We start from the raw sequence: 20,774 nt of genomic DNA, 5'->3' as shown, positions 1-20,774 counted from the left end.
CGGGGGCCAGATGCCAGCACGCTGTCCGATCGCCCCCCGCGTCCTCGCAACGGTATGCTGCGCCATGGTGTTGATGGCGGGCTGCGCCAACCTGGACCCACCTGCCAAAGACGCGTTGTATCAGCAAGCCATGGCGGGCACGCAAGTGCCGGCCCAGTGGGTTGCCAGCGCGCAAACCGCCGCGTTCGCGCCCCAATGGGCCGGATTTCCCGAACACGGCACGCTGCAATCGCTGATCGACGAGGCGCTGGGCAACAACCTGGACTTGCGCGTTGCCGCAAGCCGGATGCAGCAAGCGGCGCACCAAGCCAGATTGGCGGGCGCTGACTTACTGCCCACCGTTGGCCTGGGCGCCCGAACGGCAACGGACCCCACGCCTGGCAGCGCCTTTTCGGCCAATGGCTATGCCGTCCTGATGAACTGGGAGATCGACCTGTGGGGCAGGGCGCGGGCCGAAAAGATGGCGGGCGAGGCGGGATACCGCTCGGCGGAGGCGGACTACGCCTATGCCCGCCAATCCATCGGCGCATTGACCGCCAGAAGTTGGCTGGCGGCCCTTGAGGCCAGCGGTCAGCTCGCCCTTGCGCAAGAATTGGAAACTACGACGGGCAAGCAGCTCAGCCTGATCCAATACCGCCGACGCATCGGCAAAGTCAGCGAAATGGATGTCGCGCATTGGACCGAGCAAGTCGCTGCCGCGGCTGACGTGGTCGGTCAGCGCGAACAGGCCCGGGCGCAAGCATTACGGGCGCTGGAATTGATATTGGGCCGCTACCCCGCTGGCGCCGCGCAAGCCGACGAGCCCATTCCAGACGCGCCCGCCCCGGTGGCCGCGGGCCTGCCGTTGGACCTGCTGGACCGCAGGCCCGACCTCGTCGCCGCACGCGAGCGGCTCGTGTCGGCGTACTTTGGCGCGGAAGAAGCGAAAGCGGCCCGATTGCCTGCCATTGCGATATTCGCTGGCGCAGGGCGTTTCACAAAAGACTATTCGGGCTTGGCGACCAGCATGCAAAGCTGGGTGTTCCCGGTCGGCGCGGCGTTGACGTGGCCGCTGTTCGATGCCGGGCGTCGGCAGATCACGCTGGAGTTGCGTACCGAGCAGCAGCGTGAGGCGCTGGCGCTGTATGCGCGCGCGATTCTCATCGCAATGAGCGAAGTCGAGAACGGCCTGACGGGCGAACAGCAGTTGGCGCTGCGCGAACGGGCGATCCAGCGCCAGTTTTCCGAAAGCAGCCGCGCCTTGGAGCTGGCATTGGTGCAACGGCAAATCGGTCAGTTCGACGATTTTGATGTCCTGCAGCGCAAGCGCGATCTGTTGCGCGTGCAGAGCGACCTGATGCGCGTTCGCGCCCAGCGGCTGGTCCAGCGCGTAAACCTGCATCTTGCGCTGGGCGGCCACTTTGCGCCGGAACCGCAGGCGGCTCCGGCCGTGGCCGGCCAGCCGCCCGCTGGCGGCGCCCCGGCGCCTTAGCCTTGCGGCGCGGCCTCGTTGACGCCGCACCATTGGGCGATAAAGAGGGCGATGGCTTTGGTGATGAGGCGTAGGGATTCGATGTGGACGCGCTCGTCGAACCCATGGATGTCTAGCGATTTCGGGCCATAGACCAGCGTTGGCATGTTGCCGTAGATCACGAACACGCGCGCATCAAGGTAGCCGGGGGTGGTGAAGCTTTCCAGGTCACTGTGAAACGCCTGCTTGTGACATTCGCGCAGCGTGTTTTCCGCGTCACTGCCTTCCTCCAGCACATAGCCTTCGGCATAGAAGCCGGTGTAGGTCACCTGGGGCGGCGTGCCGCCGAACCTGCGGTCGGACGCCGCGTCGCGCAGGCAGGCGTCGATCTGCTCGCGCGCCTCGTCCGCGGTCGTTCCGGGGTAGATGGCCGCACGCACGTCGAACTCGCACCAGGGGGGAACCGTCGAGGGCCAGTCGCCACCGGCGATCTTGCCGATGTTGAAGTTGATGGGGTGGTCAAGGTGCTCGAAATGACGGTGGCAGTGGTGTTCGCTGTTCCACTTGGCCTCGATGCCGCGCAATGCCTCGATCGCGGCATAGGCTGCGTCGATGGCGTTGAAGCCATTGGCCATCTCGCGCGTATGCGTCGGGTGGCCCTGCACGCGGACCTTGAACCACAGCACGCCGACGTTGGCGCGCACCAGCATGTTCTCTTCGGGCTCGGGAATGATCACGGCGTCAGCCTGGTAGCCGCGCAATAGCGCCGCCAGCGCGCCATTGCCCGTGCATTCCTCTTCGACGACCGACTGGAAATAGATCGGGGCAGCGGGCTCGTAGCCGGCCGCGCGCACCGCGTCGTAGGCATACAGATTGGCGGCCAGGCCCGCTTTCATGTCCGCCGCGCCTCGGCCGTACATCCAGCCGTCAATGATCGCCGGATCCCACGGTGAACGGCTCCACATGTCGACGGGCCCGGTCGGCACCACGTCGATGTGCCCGTTCAGGATAAGTGAACGGCCCGTTTGCGTGTCGGGGCGGTAGGTACCGACGACGTTGAAGGCGTTTTCATAAGAGACGGTCACGGGGCCGAAGCCGGGATGCGATTCGATATCCTTGACATCGATCCGCCAGCGGTCCATCGCGAAACCGCGTTCGCGCATCGCTTCATACAGAAAATCCTGGGCCGTATGCTCCTGCTCTCGCAGGGACGGGAACCGGACCAGGTCCTGGGTGAAGGCAAGCTGCGCGTCAAACCGGGCGTCGACCGCCTGGAGGATGCGTCGGGTCTGCGCCTCGGTCAGCGCGGGCGGCGTGGTGGGTTGCGTCATGCGAATTCCTTCTGAGAGGGGGGTATCGGAGTCAGGCGGCCGACGTCGCGGCGTGCGGGGTGTCCAGGGCCAACCGCCGCTTATGGCCGGCCAACGCCCAGAGCGAGACGAGCGTGATGGCGGACAACGTCGAATAGAAAATGGCCAGGGGCAGCCATTGGCCGGGATAGTGGTAGGTGAGCCAGGTGCCGACCAGCGGCGTCATGCCGCCCGCCACCGCGCCGCAAAGCTGATACGACAGCGAAATGCCCGAATAGCGCACGTGCGTGGCAAACGCCGAACTGATGTATCCGGCCATCGCCGAGTAGATTGCCGCCATGAAGACCAGCACGATGGAGATGCCCGCGACGATGCTGAAGGCCGTGCCCTGGCTGACCAGCATGAACATCGGATAAGGCGCCAGCACCGAGCACGCCGCGGCCGTGATCAGGACGCGGCCGGGTCCGACCGCATCTGCCAGCCAGGCCGCCAGCGGTTGGACCAGGAACTGGATAATGGCCACGACGAAGAGGCAATCCAGGATCAGCGCGCGCGACAAGCCCATCGTCTGCGTGGTGTACGACAGCATGAACGTATTCGTGAAGTAGATGCCCCCGATTGCAACCGTGCACACGCCCATGCACAGCAAAACGGTGCGCCACGCGGTACGCAGCACTTCCTTTGCTGGAACCTCGGCGCGTTCCTGGCGTTCCAGCACCTGCGCGAAATCGGGGGACTCGTTGACGCCAACCCGGATGAAGTAGCCCACCAGCAGCAGAACGGCGCTGATCAGGAAAGGCACGCGCCACCCCCAACTGACGAAGTCCGCTTCATCCAACGTGGTCAGCAGCCGGAACGCAAGCAGCGACAGGATCAGACCGGCCGGGCTGCCCAGCTGCGCGAACGACGCCGCGAAGGTGCGGCGGCGCTGCGATGCGTGTTCGCCGGCCATCAGGACGGCGCCGCCCCATTCTCCGCCAACCGCCAGGCCTTGCGCCAAGCGCAGCAGCAAGAGCAGGGCAGGGGCCCACAAACCCGCGGTGGCGTAACTGGGCAGCAAGCCGATGCCGACCGTCGCGACGCCCATGATGATCAGGGTCGCCATCAGGGCGTTCTTGCGGCCAACCCGGTCGCCCAGGTGCCCGAAGATCACGCCGCCCAGCGGGCGGGCCAAAAAGCCGGCGGCGAAGGTGCCGAACGACGCCATGGTGCTGATGAACGGATCCGCGGTGGGAAAGAACACCTTGCCGAACACCAGCGCGGCGGCCGTCGCGTAAATGTAGAAGTCATACCATTCGATGGTGGTGCCGACGAATGCGGCGGTTGCGGCCCGAACGGGCTGACGCGCCGTGGAAGGACTGGCGGGAGCGGCCATGGATTCCTCTTCGCTGAATATCATTGTTCGAAGGCGGGTTTATCGCTCCGGGCTGGACATAACGTCAATTTATGCTTTTTAATAATCGACTTAAGTTAGACTGATCTCGGGCGAATTCGCCCGCACTTTCCGCGTTCTTGCGCCGCACGGCGCCAAACATCGGCTAACCCGGCGCAACGCCCATGACCGCTTCGATGCTTCCCGAAACCCGCACCGGCGATCGGCTCGACTGGAATTTGCTGCGTACTTTCCTGGTCATTGTTCAGGAACGCAGTATCAGCGGGGCCGCGACCAAACTGCACCTGACCCAGTCCGCGGTCAGCCAGGCACTCAAGCGCCTGGAAGACCAGCTGGGACGGCGGTTGATCGAACGGCACAACATGGCATTCACGGTGACGAATGCCGGCGAAGAGGCATGCCGGGCGGCGCAAGCCATTTATGGCAACGTGTCGCAGCTTTTGACCGAGGTCTCGCAGACCGAAGTTGAAGCCGCAGGGCGGATCCATCTGCTGGTGGCCAGCCGGATCCACTCGGCGGTGTATGACGATTTCTGGGCGGACTTCCATCGCGCATTCCCGCGGATCGAGGTCCAGATGGACGTGATGCCCAGCAGCGAGATCGTCACCCTGATGCAGCAACGCGCCGCCACGGCGGGTATTGCGCTAAGCCGGCAGATTCCGAAGCGCCTGGAAAGCAAGGTGTTCCTGCAGCAGCGGTACGCGCTGTTCTGCGGGCGCAACCATGCGCTGTTCGGCAAGCCCGACATCCGCATCGAGGACCTGCTGGGCGAGAATTTCGTCTCGTTCGCCAGTGACGCCTTGGGCGGCAGCCTGTCTCCGCTGACCATCTTCCGCGACCAGCGCGGTTTTTCCGGCCGCATCGTGGCGTCGTCGACACAGCATGACGAAGTCAAGCGCCTGCTGATCGCGGGGTTTGGAATCGGCTGCCTGCCTGAGCACAGCGTCCAGGCCGACCTGGCGCAAGGACGCCTGTGGCGCCTGCCGCCCGGGGAAGGGGTCTGCTCGGTCGAGCTTCATCTGCTTTGGCACCGCGACGCGCCGTCAACACCGGCGGAAGCCGCATTCCTGAAGCATTTTCGGGACTATATCGACGATTATTCGATGGCCGAGCGGCTGGCTTCCAACGATCTGCCCGTGCAATAGGCCGTAGACCTCAAGCATCCACTACAGGCGTTGTCCGCCTGTGGCATCGATGCTCTGCCCGGTAATCCAACGGCCCTGGTGCGATGCCAGGAACGCGACGATATCCGCGATGTCTTCCGGCTGACCGACGCGGCCCAGCGCAATCGTCTTGGCAATGACCTGACTGATCTCCGGGTTGCGGGCGCGCGGGTTCATGTCGGTGCTGGTCGCCCCGGGCAAGACCGCATTGACCGTGATCCCGCGTGCGCCCAGTTCGGCGGCCAACAACAGGCTCAACGCTTCCAGCCCCGCTTTGGCAGGCGCGTAGACACTCATCTCCGGATAGGCGGCCCGGGTGCCCATCGACGATATGTTGATGATGCGACCGTTGTCGCGCAGGAACGGCAGGCAATGCTGGATAAGGAAGAACGGCGACTTCAGGTTGACTTGCAGCACACGATCGAAGTCCTGCGGCGTGACGTCCGCCAGAAGGGCACGCAAGCCAACGCCGGCATTGTTCACAAGGATGTCCAGGCCGGCGTCGCCGTTGCGTTCGAACAAGGTCTGGCGCAGCTCGAGCGCCAAGTCGGACGCGGCCTCAGGCGCGGACAGGTCGGCCCGCAGCGTCCAGGCTTGGCCGCCCGCTGCATGGATCATACCGGCGACCTCATCCGCCGCGTCGTTGGCCGCGTGGTAGTGAACCGCAACATGCGCGCCGCGCCGGCCCAGGCCCAGGGCGATGGCGCGGCCGATGCCGCGGCTGGCCCCGGTGACCAGGGCGGTCCTGCCCGTCAAGCTGTCAGAGGGCTGGCTCATGCGGCCTCCGTTTCATAGGTTGTCCATTTCTGGCCGGCTTCCAGCGCGCGCGCCTGCAACAGCAGGGCGTTGCGGTCGACCTTGTTGGTGCCGGCCCAAGGTAGCTCGTCGACGAAGCGGATGCGACGCGGGTGCTGGTAAGCAGGGCCACTGGCCAGCGCATGGCGCTTCAAGCTCTCGGCGTCCAGGGCGCTACCGTCGCGGCGCACGATGAATGCGACCGGGATCTGGCCGCGCTCTTCGTCATCCAGGGGCACGACGCAGCTTTGGCGCACGTCCGGGTGCAGTTCCAGCAGCTTTTCCACTTCCACGGGATAGATGTTCTCGCCGCCGCAGACGAACATGTCGTCCGCCCGGCCCACGAAATAGTAGAAGCCCTGAGCGTCGCGGCGCATGACGTCACCGCTGTAGTACCAGCCGTCGCGCAGCACTTGCGCGCTTTTTTCGGGCAGGTTGTGATAGCCGGACAACACGGCCGGATTCTTCATCAGCAGCACGCCTTCGTCCGGATTCGCGCCGCTGGCCAAACGGACTTGGGACGGATCAATCGGATAGCCCACCGCCAGCGGCGGCGTTGGCAGGCCGTCTGGATGCGGGCCGAACACGGCGGGCCCGGCCTCGGTGGTGCCGTAGCCATGGGTGATGCGCACCTGCGGCAAGGCCTGCTGGATGCGCTCATACAGCGCCGCGGTCATCGGTGCCGAACCCAGCATGACGCGCCCCAGCGAAGACAGGTCGCGGTCACGCAACAAGGCGGGCTCCTTGACCAATCTGGCGAACATCGTCGGCACGGCAGTCAGGACGGTAATGCGGTAGCGTTCCAGTGCATCGGCATAGGCGGCAACGTCGAACGCAGGCTGGATCACCAGCAGGCTATGACTCGCGAACGCGCGCTTGGCCATGAAGAGGCCGTTCATGTGAAAGAGCGGCTGGGCCAGCAGGTAGTGTTCCTGCGAGTCGGGGGCGGCAGCCGAGCCTGACGTGGCGGCAAGCGCCCATAGCTGGCCCGCATGCGTCAACGGAACCCCTTTCGGTTTGCCTGTGGATCCGGACGTGTACAGCATCTGCGCCACGTCGTCCGGCGCTGGGATGATGGTGTCGAAAGCCGTCGGCAGGATCTGCGCGGCAAAGCCCTGCGGCCCGGCGTCATCGAAATCCAGGACCGGCACCGTGGCCTCGAAAGCCGCGCGGCGAGCGCTGTCGACAAAGGCCAGCGCAATCCCGGCGTCCCGGATCACATAATCGATATTCTCTTGCGTCTGCTTAATGTTGATCGGAACGGCCACGAAGCCCGCGCGCATGATGCCGAAGTAAGTGATCAGGTATTCGGCGCGATTCAACGCGGCGATGGCGATGCGCGCCCCGGCCGGCAGACCGCGGGTCGCCAGCCATGCGGCGACGCCGCCGGCAAGTTGATGCACGTCACCGTGCGAGTAACGGACGGGCGCGTCGGCGAGCCGCAGGTCGACGATGGCGGGCAGGTCGGCAAAGCGGCTGGGGTCAGCCAGCTCGCCCAGGTTCTTCAAAGGATGCGTCATCGGGGAATTTCCGGGAGTTTTGGCGCTTAACGCTTTTGCAGCTTGGGGTTGAGCGCGTCATTCAGGCCGTCTCCGACCAGATTCAGAGACAGCACGGCAAGCATGATCGCTACGCCGGGCACGGCGCAGATGTACCAGGACGATCGGATCAGGCTGCGGCCTTCGCCGACTAGCCGGCCCCAACTGGCGATATTGGGGTCGCCCAGTCCCAGGAAGGACACGACCGATTCGTACAGGATGGCGCCCGCCACGACAAGCGACGACATCACAATGACGGGCGGCAGCGCGTTGGGCAGGATCTCAGCGGCGACGATGCGCAAGGGGCTCATACCCACGGCGCGGCTGGCCTGCACGAACTCCCGTTCTTTGAAAGACAGGAATTCGGCGCGGGTCAGCCGCGCGATGGGCGGCCACGACACCAATCCGACGGCCAGCGTGATGGCTTCGATGTGCGGACCCAGCACCGACACGACGGTCAACACGAACACCACGTTCGGAATAATCTGGAACAGTTCGGTGATCCTCATCAGCACTTCGTCGACCCAGCCGCCGGACCAGGCGGCGGCCGCACCGATGCTGACTCCGATCAGGGTCGCGGCCATGGCGGCAACCAGTCCGATCAGGAGAGTGGCGCGTGCGCCATGCGCGATCAGCGCGGCGATGTCGCGGCCCATGGAGTCCGTGCCCAGCGGATAGCGCCAGGATTCGAAGGGCCAGATCTCGGGTGCGCCGACGATGCGCAGTGGGTTGATCGGATACAGCCAACCGGCGCTGGCGGCCAGCAGTGCGATCAGCAGTAGCACGACTGCACCCGCTACCGCGCCGCGGTGGCGGACGAATCGAGCGGCGAACGAGGTCGTGCGAGGTGTGCCGCGGGCGGCGGGCAGGGTGGTAAGGGTAGGGGATGCTGACATGTCAGGCAGCCTTGATGCGCGGGTCCATCCGCGTGTAAAGAAGATCGACGACGATATTGGCAAGGATCACCACCAGGGAGCTCAGCACCAGGATGCCCAGCACCACCGGGTAATTGCGGCTCATCACGCTGTCGAACAGCACGCCACCGATGCCGGGCCAACTGAACACGGCTTCAACCACGATGCTGCCGCCCAGCACCGAACCCAATTGCAGGCCAAGCAACGTCACGATGGGCAGTACCGCGTTCCGCAGGATGTGCCGAAGCACCACGGCCGTGCGCGTCAGGCCCTTGGCGTAGGCGGTGCGCACGTAGTCCATGCGGCTGACTTCCAGCATCGACGCCCGCATGACGCGGGCATAGGCTGCGGAATAGAACAGGCCCAGGGCGATGGCTGGCAGCGTCAGGTGGTGCAGCACGTCCAGCGCCTGCCGCCACATGCCGCCGTCCAAGCCGATGGTGACCATGCCGCCTACGGGAAACCAGCCCAGCTTCACCGAAAACAGAATGATCAGCATGATGCCCAGCCAGAAACTGGGCGCGGCAAAGCACAGCACGGCAAACGCCGACACCGCGCTGTCCCACCAGGTGTTGACCTTGACGGCGGAAACGATGCCCGCCGCCATGCCGACCAGCACGGCAATGGCGATGCTGGCGAGCATCAGCACCAGCGTGGCCGGCAAGTGGGCCAGGATCACGTCCAGCACCGGCAGGTTGTGCCGGTATGAATAGCCGAAATCCAGGCTGGCGACCGAACCGATGTACTTGAGCAATTGGACGGTTGGTGGCTGATCCAGTCCGTACGTCACGCGCAGTCGTTCGATCAGCGCCGGGTCGGTGACCTGCTGTTCGGCCGTCATGACGTCCAGGAACGTGCCGGGTACGGATTGGATCAGGGCGAAGTTAAGCACCACCACGCCCAGCAACAGCGGAACGGCCTGGAGCAGACGGCGCAAGATCAAACGCAACGGCATGGCGAATCTCTTACGCTTGCAACCAGACGTCGGCCAGGGTTTCTCCCTGGACGTTCGCGCCGGTCGTGAAGTTGCGCACGTTCTTGCCGGCCAGCGTGAAGGACTGGATTTCCACTAGCGGCACGATCGGCACGTCGGTCGAGGCCAGGCGTGCGAACTGCGCGGCCAGGGCCTTGCGGGCATGGGGCGCGGTCTCGACGGCTAGCTTGCCGACCAGGGCGTCCATCTCGGGGCTGGAGTAGCCGGTGGCGTTGCGGAAGGCTGCCCCTTTCACAATCCCGTCAGTGGTGAAGAACTGGGTCACGGTGGGCACCAATTCCAGCGGCGAGGTGAAGTTGGACACCGCGATGTCGTAGTCGTAGTCGCCATAGATGCGCTTGAGCGCGGTGGCGCGGTCCACCGAATCCAGCTTGACGGCGATGCCCACGTCTTCCAGCGCCTGCTTCAGGTACTGGCCCAGCTTGGCGTTTTCTTCAAACCATGCGGCGGCCACCAAGTTGACGGTGAAGCGTTTGCCGTCTTTGACGGGCAGCCCGGCGGCATCCAGCAACGCGGCGGCTTTCTTGGGATCGAAGGGATAGCGCGGCACGTCTTCGGTGAAGAACAGCGGATTGCTGCTGAAAATGGGAGCAATGGCGGGTTTGCCCCGGCCGTAATAAATGGTGTCGACGATGAACTGGCGGTCGATGGCGTGCAAGACGGCCTGGCGCACCTCGCGGCGGTTGACGATGTCGCGGCGCTGATTGAACTCCGCGGTGACGGTCCAGGCCGTGTTCTGGTAGCCGCGCGTGTCCACCACGACCTTGCCCGTCTTGACCAGACGGTCGATGTCGCGGGCGGGGACCGGATTGGAATAGGCCAGGCCCAGCTCGCCGGTTTCGAGTGCAGCGCCGCGCGAGGCAGGGTCGGACCACCACCGGATGACCAGCTTGTCCAAGTTGGGTTCGCCCGGGTTCCAGTACTTGTCGTTGCGTTGGTATTCGACGTAGCTGCCGCGCACCCACTTGCCGTATTTCCAGGGGCCCGTCCCTACCGGCGTGTTGTTCAGCGGATGGGTGATCAGGTCTTTGCCGTCATACAGATGCTTGGGAACCAACAACTGATACTGGCCCGCCAGCGTGGATTTCAGGAAGAACTCCGGCACCGGCGCGTTGAAAGTCAGGACCACCGTGTGGGCGTCCGGCGCGGAGGCGTCCGTCAATGACTTCAGCGCAATGCCCGCCGAAATCGGCTTCCAGTGCTGTAGCACGTTGTAGACGACGTCGGCCGACGTGAAGGGCGTGCCGTCGTGCCACGTGACGCCTTCGCGCAGCTTGATACTGTAGCTGCGGAAGTCCGCCGCCGGGGTGATGCTAAGCGCTAACGCCGGTTGGAAATTCAGGTTGGCGTCCAGCTTGAGCAGCCGCTCCAGGATCTTGGTAGACGTTTGGAACGGGCTGGATCCACCGCCGCCCGGCACGAACAGCGCTTGCGGCTCCAGGCCGCCCCAGGTGGCGACCAGCGTGCCGCCTTTACGAGGGGGACCGGCGTCTGAGCCAGGTTGGGCGGTAGCGGCGTACAGCGCCTGCGGCAACGCGCCCAGGCCGGTGGCGGCCAGACCGCCAGCGACGGTGCGAGTCAGGAAGGCACGCCGTCCGAGGGGCGGGGCTTGGGTCATGATGGAAATCCTTGCGAGGATGACGCGGGTCAGCCTTGGCTGAGCGTGGCGTAGGTTGCGCGGCCGATGGCGACAAGCGCGCCCTGGTCGTTGTAGAGGTCCACGTCGGCCACGCCGACGCTGCGCCCATTACGGCGCACGCGTGCCACCGCGGTCAGGCCGGTGTTGACGGCTGGCCGCAGGTAGTCAACGCGGAAGTTGATGGTGGGCAGGCCGCGACCCAGAAGCATGCCGACGGCAAAGTCGCCGACGGTGTCGATCACGGCGGCCAACGGGCCACCATGCCATTGGCCGCTGGCGGCGCCACGTTCGAATTCGGCCCGCATCGGGGCCAGCACGGTCAGTTCGCCACGCTCGTGGTCCACGGCGCTGACAGACAAGCCCAGCCACGCGATGAACGGCGAATCGTCGAATTTGGCCTGGATCTGGGCGGCATTCAGGACATCGCTCATGATGTCACCAGCACTTTGCCGACGACCTTGCGATCTTCCAGCGATGCCAAGGCCTCGGCGCCTTGCTCAAGCGGCCAGCTGCGGTCCACCTGCACATGGAGGCGGCCACTGCGCACCAGTTCCAGCAACTCATGCAGGTCTTCGCGGTCCCAACCGTTGGACCCGCGGACCTGCAGCTCGAACGTCCAGAGGTAGCGCAGGTCTTCCTTGGGATCGAAGCCCGCAGTGGCGCCGCAGGTCAAGAGCCGGCCGCCCAGACGTAGGCAGCGCAGCGATTTCACCCAGGTGTCGCCGCCCGTGAAGTTCACCACCACGTCCACGCCGCCCGACTTGGTGCCACGACGGCGGGCAGGGCGGCCAAAGCGTTCCTGCACGGCTTTCAGGAAGTCCTCTTCGGTGTACAGAATGATGTGATCGGCGCCAAGCGCGCGCAGCACTTCGCCTTTCTCAGGCGTGCCCGCGCAGGCGATGACTTCGGCGCCTGCCAGCTTGGCCAGTTGTACCGCGCACACGCCGACGCCGCCGCTGGCGCCCAGGATCAGGACCTTTTCACCAGCCTGGATCTGGCCGATGCGGTTCATCATGCGCAGCGCAGTGCCGTAGGCCACGGGCAGCGCCGCGGCCTGTTCGAAACTGACCTCGTCAGGCAGGCGCAGCAGTTGGTGCGCCGGTACGCGGCATAGCTCCGCCAGGCCGCCATGGATGGTTTCGCCCACCAGGCCGCCGTCGACACGGTCGATCGGGTCCACCAGCACGCGATCGCCGACCTTCCAGCCCTGCACGTTGCCTCCAATCTGCACGACCTCGCCGGCGACATCCAGGCCGATGATCACAGGGAAGGGCAGTTTTATGCCGGGCATGCCGCGGCGCGTGAACACGTCGTGGTAGTTCAAGGAAGACGCGCGCACGCGAATAACGACGTCATCCGGCCCGGCGACGGGATCGGGGAATTCGGTTTCCAAGCGGAGCTTGTCGTTGCCGCCGTGTTCACGCAAAACAATTGCTTTCATGACTGCCAATAGTGGGAAGAAGAAAAGGGAAAATGCTCACCAGGCCGCCACGCCGGCGATCGCCTGGCGGGTGATGGCCAGGCCGTGGGCCAGCGTGCTGCGCCGCCATACGCTCGATACGGGCACGAAGGCGTCGATCAGGTCTGCGCGAAGCTGGGCGTCTCGGGCGGCGTCGGGCGCATGCGGGGCCTTGAACCGCAGCCACTGGTCCAGTCTTAGTGCCGGCCGCATCTGCAGGCCGCGCGTGCCGAACTCGACGACAGCACCGGCCAATGCGCGGCCACCCAGCGCCTGTTGCACGCCACGGAATACCAGCCCTTGGTAATCGGGACGCGCCAGCCCATGCGGGCGCTGATCTCGGACCCGAGCGGCGCCCCACCAGTAGGCGGCCTGCGCCTGTTCGGGACTGCCCTCGTCGTTGAAGCACAGGAAAAAGGGTTCGCCGTATTCGCCGATGCCGGTGTGCCAGTCGATAAAGGCCACGCGTTTGCTGGCTGCCAGGTGTTCGTCGACAATGCGGCGCAGGGTGCGGTTAGACCATTCGGGGCCGCTACCGCCGTAGACCAGGCCATCCGGATGCGTGTACTGACCGCTGGCGGTGGTGTTAAACAGCGCGTCGGCGCCGTGGGTCTCGCGGAACGCCTCGACGGCGCGGGCGCCGGCTTCCAGGCTGGCTTCGGTCCAGGCGTCTGGAATCAGATGCGGATGCAGCGTGGCGTAATGCGGGTTGGCCGGCGTTGGACGCGTGTGGTCGATGAAGTTGCGGTTCAGGTCGACGTTGTTTTCGGTCGTGCGGGTGTCGTACGCGTAGCCGTAAGGATTCAGCGCGTGCACCAGCACCACGTTCACGTCGTCCGGCAAGGGATTGCCGCCATCGGCGCGCAACCAGCCGATCTGCACGGCAGAGCCGGCCGCGCCTTCCAGGCCGTGCGTGCCGCTGATTGCCAGATGCGTGCGCGGGGCGTCGGCACGGCCCACCACAGCGACATCCACGCTTAGCGGTTGGCCGTGCGGGTCTTTCAGCGTGGGATGCGCATGGTGCGACAAGGCGGCGCCGCGCGCTGTCGCGGCGGTGACGAACGCTTGGCGTGCCGCCGCGTAATTCGCCGAAAAGCAGTCCCAGTATTCAGGTAGGGGGCCACTCATGTCAGGCCGCCTCTTGCACGAAGACCTGCAGCGCGCCGGCTCCGTCTTCAAGCGCTACCACCAGTTCGCCGTGCGCGTTGGCGCGGTAGTTCACCTGGTTGGCGTTGAACAGGGCGCGCGTCTTCGCCAGGTCGCGCACGCCGATCACCGATCCCGCGAACCAACCCCCGTGGGCCGATTCCGGCAGGCCGGTGGGGACGCGGACGCGCGGGTAGCGCTGTTCGAACGCGGTGGGGTTCAGGAAGTCGATGCGTAGGCTGCCGCGCCGCACTTGCAGGCCGCCGTCGGGCAATTCGCCGATGGCAATCGGTCCAAACGCGCGTTCATAGCCGGCGCGCAGCGAGGCCGGAGCGGGATGGACGGCGATGAGCGATTCGATGCGCCGCGCGCCGTTGGCGTGTTCCTGCCATTCCGGCCGGAAAACGAGGTGGCGCGTCAGGTGGCCGCACGTGAAGAAGTCGGGAACGCCCAGCAGGCCGGCCGGAAAATTCGTGTTGTTCCAAGCGGCATCTTCGCTGCCCTCTGGCAGGTGAACCGGGCGGCCGCCGCTTTGCGGCGGTTCGGCCGCGATGCCCAAGCGTGCCAGTTCGGTGTGCACGGCCCTGCTGTCCGTGGTTTGCAAGGCGGTGGCGACCGGGCCTTCGTAGCCATCGTCATAGCCGCTAAAGCGCGACTCTGCTTTCAGTTCCTCGGGAAAATAAAGCAGTTCCAAATAGTTGGCATCAAGAATGATGGTCTGGTTGCGGGTGCCGCGATGATGCCTGCCTTGCGGCGCAAGGCTAAAGCCCAGCTTCACATAGCGGTCGGTCGCCGACTGCAGATCGTTGACCCGGATGATGTAGTGATCCAGGCCGGTGACTGACGGGAGAGACATCGAAGCTCCTGAATTCGCGTTGGAAAAGAGGGTGCAGTCTGGCGCAGGCATGAGCGGGCTAGAACGATTGAATTCGCATGTCGATATCTGATTTTCATTCGACGCTCCGTCAGAGCCCGCTGATGGCCGCTGCCTGCGGGCCGCTCCGGCCGCCGGCGCCGGACAGAGCATGAGCAAATGAAAAATCGGCATTTCTCCTGGCTCATAACGCAGGCCTATGATCCGCAGCTTCTTCCAGGCAGAACCATAGAGTCCCCTCCGATGCGTACTACCCGCCGTGAATTCATCCTGTCCACCGGAGCGTTGACCGCTTCGATGGCGTTCCCCACATCGTTGCTGGCTCAGGTCACAGCCCCCCGTCACGGTGGCGTGCTGAATGTCCATCTTGGGTCTGAACAACGCATTCTTAACCCCGCGTTGCGTGCCTCCACCGGGGTGTACATCGTGACCAGCAAAATCATTGAATCGCTGGTGGACCTGGACGCCGCCGGCAAGCCGGTGGCGCAACTGGCGACGTCATGGACGACTGAACCCGACGGCAAGACCATCACCTTCAAGCTGCGCGAAGGCGTGACCTGGCACGACGGCAAACCCTTCACGTCGGCCGACGTGCAATACAACGCTTTGGAACTCTGGAAGAAGCACCTGAACTTCGGCACGGCCCTGCAGCTTTACCTGGAAGCCGTCGATACGCCCGACCCGCATACGGCCGTGTTCCGCTATAGCCGGCCCATGCCGCTGGATCTGCTATTGCGTGCATTGGCGGACCTGGGATATGTGGTGCCCCGCCATCTGTACGAGGGGACCGACGTACTGGAGAACCCGGCCAATACCGCGCCCGTGGGTACGGGCCCCTTCAAGTTCGTGCAGTACCAGCGAGGACAGTTCATCATCGCCGAACGCAACCCGAACTACTGGCGCCGCGACCAACCCTATCTGGACCGCGTCGTATGGCGCATCATCACGGACAAATCCGCAGCCACCGCGGCCCTTGAAACGGACCAGCTGCAGCTCAGCGCGTACTCGCAGCTGACGCTGGCTGACCTGGACCGGCTTAAGCAGAACCCGCGCTTCGAAGTCCGTAGCAAGGGGTTGGAGGCGAACGTGTTCAACAATACGCTGGAATTCAACTTCCGCCGCAAGGAACTGGCCGACGTTCGCGTCCGCCGCGCAATCGTGCATGCGATAGACATCGATTTCTTCATCGAGAACTTCCTTTACGGGCTAGGCAAGCCCGCTACCGGTCCGATCCCGTCGACGTCCGAAACGTTCTTTCCGGCCGGCAGCAAGCCGCCGTATCCCTTCGACGTCAAGCGCGCCGAGGCGCTGCTGGACGAAGCCGGCTACAAGCGCGGCGCCGGCGGCACACGCTTCACGCTGAAACTGGTGCCCATCCAGAACGGCGAAGACGTGCCGTTGCTGGCCACCTTCATCCAGCAGTCGCTGGAGGCCGTCGGCATCAAGGTGGAGATCGTCCAATACGACATCGCTGGCGCGCTGGCGTCCGTCTACAAGAACCATACGTTCGATATCGCCACGGGTTGGCACCAGTATCGCGGCGACCCCGCCGTCTCCACCACCGTCTGGTATCGCTCGGGCAGCCCTGCGGGCGCGCCGTGGACCAACCAGTACGGCTGGCAGTCGGACAAGGTGGACAAATTGATCGATGATGCCGCGTCCGAAATCGACCCGGCTCGCCGCAAGGCGCTTTATGCGGAGTGGGTGGCGACCGTCAATGACGAGCTTCCCATCTGGATGGCGACGGAAAGGCAGTTCTATTCGGTCGCCAGCCGCAAACTGCAGAATGGCCACAACAATGCGCGCTGGCCATCCAGCGACTGGCACGACGCCTGGCTCTCGGCTTAGGACGCGGGCATGGGTTTCCTGACTTTGGCCGCACGCAGGCTGACGGCCGCTGCGCCGGCGCTGCTGATCATCCTGGCGGGCCTGTTCCTGCTGTTGCAATTGGCGCCGGGCGACACGGTGGATGCTCTGGTGGCGCAGATCGGCGGAGCCGATGCCGCCACCATCGCGTCGCTGCGTTCGCACTATGAACTGGACCAGTCCACGACGTCGCGCCTAGGCAACTACCTGTGGCGGCTCGTGCACCTGGATCTGGGGTATTCCGCAATCTATGGCAAGCCGGTTTCGACGGTGATCGCCGAACGCCTGCCGGCCACGCTGCTGCTGATGGGGTCGGCACTGGCCTTCGCCTTTACCGGCGGCATGGCGCTGGGCGTGATTGCCGCGCGGCGCGTCAATGGCTGGGCAGACGCGCTGATCTCCACGCTGGGCCTGGTGTTTTGTGCCACGCCGTCGTTCTGGTTCGGCCTGATGGGCATTTTCGTCTTCGCCGTGTGGCTGGATTGGGTGCCGGCAGGGGGATTCGAGACGATCGCCTCGGGCTACACGGGCTGGGCGCGCATCCTGGACGTCGCCTGGCACCTTGTACTGCCCACCGCCACCCTTGCGCTGATCTTCCTGGCCACCTACCTGCGCATCATGCGCGCGTCGATGCTGGAAGTGTCCACGCACGACTTCGTGCGCACGGCGCGGGCCAAAGGCCTGCGCGAGACCGCTGTGGTCGCCCGGCACATCCTGCGCAACGCGTTGCTGCCCATGATCACGCTGCTGGGTCTGCAGGCAGGCACCATGCTGGGCGGTTCGGTCGTCGTGGAAAGCGTCTTCGCCTTGCCCGGCCTGGGCCGGCTTGCCTATGAATCGGTGGTGCAGCGCGACCTGAACACCTTGCTGGGCATCGTGTTCGTGTCGGCACTGCTGGTGATCGCAATCAACTTCGTGGTTGATCTGTTGTATGCACGGCTTGACCCCCGAATTGCGCGGAGCTGAACCATGGAAACGATACGCCGATACTTCCATAGCCCGATCGCCGTGCTGGGGCTGGTGCTGCTGGCACTGGTTTGCGCCGGCGCATTAGGCGCAGGCCTGTGGTACCCGAAGAACCCGCTCAGCCTGGCAGGCCGGCCGCTGCAATGGCCCGGCGAGAATGCGCGCTTTCTGTTGGGTACCGACCAGGTCGGGCGCGACATCGCCGCGCAGATCCTGCACGGCGCGCGCGTCACGCTGGCGATCGGACTGGTGGCGACGCTGTTGTCCGTGCTGATCGGGGTGACACTGGGCGCGGTGGCCGGCTATTACGGCGGCGCCATTGACGACCTGCTGATGCGCGTGACGGAAGCCTTCCAGATCCTGCCCAACTTCTTGCTGCTGTTGGTGCTGGTGGCCGTGTTCGGCTCCGACCTGCATACCGTCGTTCTGGCGATCGGCCTGGTGTCATGGCCACCGGTGGCACGCCTGACGCGATCGGAGTTCCTGACGCTCAAGGCGCGCGAGTTCGTCCAAGCCGGCCGGACGCTGGGCATGGGTGACCTGCGCCTGATCTTCCGCGAAATCCTGCCCAACGCGTTGCCGCCCGTCATCGTGTACGCCAGCGTCATCATGGCCACCGCCATCCTGCTGGAAAGCGCGCTGGCCTTCCTGAACCTGTCCGACCCCAACGTGCCTTCCTGGGGCAATCTCATCGGCGGCGGCCGGGGAGTCCTCCGGGTGCAATGGTACGTATCCGCTATTCCCGGCGTCGCCATCCTGCTTACCGTACTGGCGATTTCGCTGGTGGGGCAGGGGATCAACGACGCTCTCAATCCCAGGCTGAAACGCTCATGACCGATTTGCTGCGCATCCAGAACCTTACCGTGGACCTCCCTGCCGGCGCCGACAGGCCCCACGCGCTGAAGGACCTTACTTTAAGCGTCAACGCTGGCGAAATCGTGTGCGTGGTCGGGGAAAGCGGGTCGGGCAAGTCGCTGACCGCGGGCGCCATCCTGGGCTTGTTGCCGCAAGGCGTGCACGCCAGCGGCGGAAAGATCCATTGGGAAGGACAAGATCTGCTGCAACTGGCGCCAGATGCGCTGCGCCGCCTGCGCGGCCGGCGCATTGGCATGATCTTTCAGGAACCGATGACCGCGCTGAACCCGCTGCGCACCATCGGCGACCAGATCGAGGAGGTCTTTCGCACGCACACGCGCCTGGGAAGAGCCGAAATCGGCCAGCGGACGCTGGCACTATTGGATTCCGTGCACTTGCCGAATCCCGCGCAGGCGCTGAACGCCTACCCGCACGAATTGTCTGGCGGACAGCGTCAGCGCGCCATGATCGCCATGGCCCTGGCCCTGGAACCAGCACTGCTGATTGCCGACGAGCCCACCACGGCGCTGGACGTCACGACGCAGGCGCAGATCCTGCATTTGATACACGACCTACAGCGCCGTAAGGGTACGGCTGTGCTGTTCATCACTCATGACTTCGGCGTGGTCGCCGAGATTGCCGACCGCGTGGCAGTGATGCAACGCGGTGTGCTCGTGGAAAGCGGCACCGCCGAGCAGGTACTGGAACATCCTCAGCATCCGTATACCCGTGCCTTGATCGCCGCGGTGCCGCCTCTTGCGCCCGCCGAGGCCCGCTCGACGCCGGAGGCCGACGCGCCGGTCATCCTGGCGGCGAAGGCGCTGTCCAAGACCTATCGCAAGCGAGGCTGGTTCGGACGCCCCGGCCGCGTGACGCATGCCGTGGACGGCGTCGAATTGACCCTGCGCGAGGGCCAGACGCTGGGGATCGTCGGCGAAAGCGGATCGGGAAAGTCCACCTTGGCCCGCACGCTGCTGGGCTTGTTGCCTCCCGATGGCGGCAGCATCTCACTGGCCGGAAAACCGCTAGCTTTCAAGGGCGGCTCCGCGCGCCGCGCGCATGCGAAACTGGTGCAAATGGTGTTCCAGGATCCGTACGGATCTCTGAATCCCCGCCAGCGCGTCGGCGAAATCGTAGCCCAGGGCCCCATGGTGCACGGCATGCCCAGGCGGGAGGCACTGGCGCTTGCGCAAGAGCTTTTCGAACTGGTCGGATTGTCGGCGGACGCCATCCGCCGCTTTCCACATGAATTCTCGGGCGGGCAGCGTCAGCGCGTGGGACTGGCGCGTGCGTTGGCCATGCGCCCGCAGGTCCTGATCGCCGACGAACCCGTCTCGGCATTGGACGTGTCCGTGCAGGCGCAGGTATTGGCGCTGCTGGCGCGGCTGCGCCAGCAGCTGGGCCTGTCCATCGTATTCATCACGCACGATCTTCGCGTTGCTGCGCAGATCTGCGACCATGTGGCGGTCATGAAGGATGGCAGGGTAGTGGAAGAGGGCGTTTGCTCGGAGGTGTTCGGTAACCCCACGAATCCGTACACCCAGGCCCTGCTGGCCGCGGTTCCGGGGCGTCGCTGGAACCCGGCCAGCGTGACTGCCCGTCAAGCTGCCTGAGCGTCCTTTGCCCTTCAATATGACGCAGGCGACGCGACGCGTCGACATCGTGTCGCGCCGGATGCCCTGACAACCGCCTAGATGGCGGCTTGCTTCATCCGGCTGGAAAGGGCGGTGGCGGATTCCTTGCGCTCGCTGTAGCGGTCCACGAGGTACGGCGCGGCATCCCGCGTCAGCAAGGTGAACTTCATCAGCTCTTCAATGACATCGACGATCCGGTCGTAATAGGGAGAGGGCTTCATGCGGCCCGCATCATCGAATTCCTGATAGGCCTTGGCTACCGACGACTGGTTGGGAATGGTCAACATCCGCATCCAGCGGCCCAACACGCGCATCTGGTTCACCGCGTTGAACGATTGCGATCCGCCCGACACCTGCATCACGGCCAGCGTCTTCCCTTGCGTCGGGCGCACGGCGCCTACCGACAGCGGTATCCAATCTATCTGCGTCTTCATCAAGCCGGTCATCGCGCCGTGGCGTTCGGGGGAACTCCAGACCATGCCCTCGGCCCATTGGGCCAGCTCGCGCAGTTCCTGGACTTTGGGATGATCGTCGCTGGCGTCGTCGACCAGCGGCAGCCCCGACGGGTTGAACATGCGGGTCTCGGCGCCCAGCGCTTGCAGCAACCGTGCGGATTCCTCGGCCACCAGGCGGCTGTATGACCGTTCGCGCAATGATCCGTACAGCAGAAGGAAGCGGGGGGCATGGGTCGCGCGGTGCGGCGGGAACAATGCCTCCAGGTTTGGCGGTTCGAACCGAAGCGGATCGACGTTAGACAGACTCATTTTTTCTCCAGACT

Annotated in this window: 18 protein-coding genes; 6 read left to right on the top strand and 12 right to left on the bottom strand. The window is 64.8% G+C overall.

Features of this window, described 5'->3' with window-relative positions:
* Nucleotides 1–64 precede the first annotated feature (64 nt).
* A complete protein-coding gene (locus CQ050_RS20090) occupies nt 65–1,471 on the top strand; it encodes a TolC family protein (RefSeq protein WP_158266072.1) in 1,407 nt (468 codons plus the stop codon).
* Here the strand turns inward: CQ050_RS20090 and CQ050_RS20085 are convergent.
* Together CQ050_RS20085 and CQ050_RS20080 are read right to left on the bottom strand one after the other, a co-directional pair.
* Nucleotides 1,468–2,781, bottom strand: coding sequence for an ArgE/DapE family deacylase (locus tag CQ050_RS20085; RefSeq protein ID WP_105558592.1), 1,314 nt, complete (start codon nt 2,779–2,781; stop codon nt 1,468–1,470). The genes CQ050_RS20090 and CQ050_RS20085 overlap by 4 nt on opposite strands.
* 31 nt (nt 2,782–2,812) lie before the next feature.
* Nucleotides 2,813–4,135: an MFS transporter gene (locus CQ050_RS20080; RefSeq protein ID WP_105558680.1), complete on the bottom strand. Its 1,323-nt coding sequence runs from the start codon at nt 4,133–4,135 to the stop codon at nt 2,813–2,815.
* Between the two features lie 182 nt (nt 4,136–4,317).
* On the opposite strand from CQ050_RS20080, the gene CQ050_RS20075 reads away from it, so the two are divergent.
* Nucleotides 4,318–5,298: a LysR family transcriptional regulator gene (locus CQ050_RS20075; RefSeq protein ID WP_105558591.1), complete on the top strand. Its 981-nt coding sequence runs from the start codon at nt 4,318–4,320 to the stop codon at nt 5,296–5,298.
* A 21-nt stretch (nt 5,299–5,319) separates the two neighbouring features.
* Here the strand turns inward: CQ050_RS20075 and CQ050_RS20070 are convergent, their stop codons facing one another.
* The 9 genes from CQ050_RS20070 to CQ050_RS20030 are packed head-to-tail and all read right to left on the bottom strand — an operon-like array spanning nt 5,320 to nt 14,657.
* The gene (locus tag CQ050_RS20070; protein ID WP_105558590.1) at nt 5,320–6,093 is read right to left on the bottom strand and encodes an SDR family oxidoreductase; all 774 of its coding nucleotides are present in this window, start codon (nt 6,091–6,093) and stop codon (nt 5,320–5,322) included.
* Complete coding sequence (locus CQ050_RS20065) at nt 6,090–7,631, bottom strand: class I adenylate-forming enzyme family protein (RefSeq protein ID WP_105558589.1); 1,542 nt, start codon at nt 7,629–7,631, stop codon at nt 6,090–6,092. Before CQ050_RS20065 ends, CQ050_RS20070 begins: the two co-directional genes overlap by 4 nt.
* A 26-nt stretch (nt 7,632–7,657) precedes the next feature.
* A complete protein-coding gene (locus CQ050_RS20060; protein WP_105558588.1) occupies nt 7,658–8,545 on the bottom strand; it encodes an ABC transporter permease in 888 nt (295 codons plus the stop codon).
* Between the two features lies 1 nt (nt 8,546).
* The gene (locus tag CQ050_RS20055) at nt 8,547–9,518 is read right to left on the bottom strand and encodes an ABC transporter permease (RefSeq protein ID WP_105558587.1); all 972 of its coding nucleotides are present in this window, start codon (nt 9,516–9,518) and stop codon (nt 8,547–8,549) included.
* A gap of 10 nt (nt 9,519–9,528) precedes the next feature.
* On the bottom strand, nt 9,529–11,175 hold the full coding sequence (locus CQ050_RS20050; RefSeq protein WP_105558586.1) for an ABC transporter substrate-binding protein: 1,647 nt from the start codon (nt 11,173–11,175) through the stop codon (nt 9,529–9,531).
* A 29-nt stretch (nt 11,176–11,204) separates the two neighbouring features.
* Nucleotides 11,205–11,627 carry a PaaI family thioesterase gene (locus CQ050_RS20045; RefSeq protein WP_105558585.1) on the bottom strand — a complete coding sequence of 141 codons (423 nt, stop codon included), beginning with the start codon at nt 11,625–11,627 and terminating at the stop codon, nt 11,205–11,207.
* A complete protein-coding gene (locus CQ050_RS20040; RefSeq protein ID WP_105558584.1) occupies nt 11,624–12,637 on the bottom strand; it encodes a zinc-binding dehydrogenase in 1,014 nt (337 codons plus the stop codon). The genes CQ050_RS20045 and CQ050_RS20040 overlap by 4 nt, the downstream gene beginning before the upstream one ends.
* A gap of 36 nt (nt 12,638–12,673) precedes the next feature.
* Nucleotides 12,674–13,783 (bottom strand): M14 family metallopeptidase, encoded by a 1,110-nt coding sequence (locus tag CQ050_RS20035; protein WP_105558583.1) that lies wholly within the window; start codon nt 13,781–13,783, stop codon nt 12,674–12,676.
* A 1-nt stretch (nt 13,784) separates the two neighbouring features.
* A complete protein-coding gene (locus tag CQ050_RS20030; protein ID WP_105558582.1) occupies nt 13,785–14,657 on the bottom strand; it encodes a VOC family protein in 873 nt (290 codons plus the stop codon).
* Nucleotides 14,658–14,918: 261 nt separating this feature from the next.
* Here CQ050_RS20030 and CQ050_RS20025 point away from each other — a divergent pair, with 261 nt between their 5' ends.
* The 4 genes from CQ050_RS20025 to CQ050_RS20010 are packed head-to-tail and all read left to right on the top strand — an operon-like array spanning nt 14,919 to nt 19,975.
* Entirely contained in the window at nt 14,919–16,523 is a 1,605-nt protein-coding gene (locus CQ050_RS20025; RefSeq protein WP_105558581.1) for an ABC transporter substrate-binding protein, read from the top strand.
* Nucleotides 16,524–16,532: 9 nt separating this feature from the next.
* Nucleotides 16,533–17,507, top strand: coding sequence for an ABC transporter permease (locus CQ050_RS20020; protein WP_105558580.1), 975 nt, complete (start codon nt 16,533–16,535; stop codon nt 17,505–17,507).
* A gap of 3 nt (nt 17,508–17,510) precedes the next feature.
* Complete coding sequence (locus CQ050_RS20015) at nt 17,511–18,341, top strand: ABC transporter permease (protein ID WP_105558579.1); 831 nt, start codon at nt 17,511–17,513, stop codon at nt 18,339–18,341.
* Nucleotides 18,338–19,975, top strand: a complete 1,638-nt coding sequence (locus CQ050_RS20010) for an ABC transporter ATP-binding protein (protein ID WP_105558578.1) — start codon at nt 18,338–18,340, stop codon at nt 19,973–19,975. Before CQ050_RS20015 ends, CQ050_RS20010 begins: the two co-directional genes overlap by 4 nt.
* Before the next feature lie 77 nt (nt 19,976–20,052).
* Here the strand turns inward: CQ050_RS20010 and arsH are convergent, their stop codons facing one another.
* Nucleotides 20,053–20,760, bottom strand: coding sequence for an arsenical resistance protein ArsH (arsH, locus tag CQ050_RS20005; protein WP_105558577.1), 708 nt, complete (start codon nt 20,758–20,760; stop codon nt 20,053–20,055).
* Nucleotides 20,761–20,774: the final 14 nt, after the last annotated feature.

The organism is Achromobacter sp. MYb9, assembly GCF_002975275.1.
Lineage (GTDB): Bacteria > Pseudomonadota > Gammaproteobacteria > Burkholderiales > Burkholderiaceae_B > Achromobacter.
Note: the sequence above shows the minus strand (reverse complement) of the source record. Positions and strands in the feature narration are given on the sequence as shown.

Coding starts and splice junctions, on each gene's coding strand:
- CQ050_RS20065 (WP_105558589.1), bottom strand. CDS start 7,631: ATGACGCATCCTTTGAAGAACCTGGGCGAGCTGGCTGACCCCAGCCGC.
- arsH (WP_105558577.1), bottom strand. CDS start 20,760: ATGAGTCTGTCTAACGTCGATCCGCTTCGGTTCGAACCGCCAAACCTG.
- CQ050_RS20075 (WP_105558591.1), top strand. CDS start 4,318: ATGACCGCTTCGATGCTTCCCGAAACCCGCACCGGCGATCGGCTCGAC.
- CQ050_RS20030 (WP_105558582.1), bottom strand. CDS start 14,657: ATGTCTCTCCCGTCAGTCACCGGCCTGGATCACTACATCATCCGGGTC.
- CQ050_RS20020 (WP_105558580.1), top strand. CDS start 16,533: ATGGGTTTCCTGACTTTGGCCGCACGCAGGCTGACGGCCGCTGCGCCG.
- CQ050_RS20060 (WP_105558588.1), bottom strand. CDS start 8,545: ATGTCAGCATCCCCTACCCTTACCACCCTGCCCGCCGCCCGCGGCACA.
- CQ050_RS20055 (WP_105558587.1), bottom strand. CDS start 9,518: ATGCCGTTGCGTTTGATCTTGCGCCGTCTGCTCCAGGCCGTTCCGCTG.
- CQ050_RS20070 (WP_105558590.1), bottom strand. CDS start 6,093: ATGAGCCAGCCCTCTGACAGCTTGACGGGCAGGACCGCCCTGGTCACC.
- CQ050_RS20040 (WP_105558584.1), bottom strand. CDS start 12,637: ATGAAAGCAATTGTTTTGCGTGAACACGGCGGCAACGACAAGCTCCGC.
- CQ050_RS20045 (WP_105558585.1), bottom strand. CDS start 11,627: ATGAGCGATGTCCTGAATGCCGCCCAGATCCAGGCCAAATTCGACGAT.
- CQ050_RS20090 (WP_158266072.1), top strand. CDS start 65: ATGGTGTTGATGGCGGGCTGCGCCAACCTGGACCCACCTGCCAAAGAC.
- CQ050_RS20085 (WP_105558592.1), bottom strand. CDS start 2,781: ATGACGCAACCCACCACGCCGCCCGCGCTGACCGAGGCGCAGACCCGA.
- CQ050_RS20025 (WP_105558581.1), top strand. CDS start 14,919: ATGCGTACTACCCGCCGTGAATTCATCCTGTCCACCGGAGCGTTGACC.
- CQ050_RS20050 (WP_105558586.1), bottom strand. CDS start 11,175: ATGACCCAAGCCCCGCCCCTCGGACGGCGTGCCTTCCTGACTCGCACC.
- CQ050_RS20010 (WP_105558578.1), top strand. CDS start 18,338: ATGACCGATTTGCTGCGCATCCAGAACCTTACCGTGGACCTCCCTGCC.
- CQ050_RS20015 (WP_105558579.1), top strand. CDS start 17,511: ATGGAAACGATACGCCGATACTTCCATAGCCCGATCGCCGTGCTGGGG.
- CQ050_RS20080 (WP_105558680.1), bottom strand. CDS start 4,135: ATGGCCGCTCCCGCCAGTCCTTCCACGGCGCGTCAGCCCGTTCGGGCC.
- CQ050_RS20035 (WP_105558583.1), bottom strand. CDS start 13,783: ATGAGTGGCCCCCTACCTGAATACTGGGACTGCTTTTCGGCGAATTAC.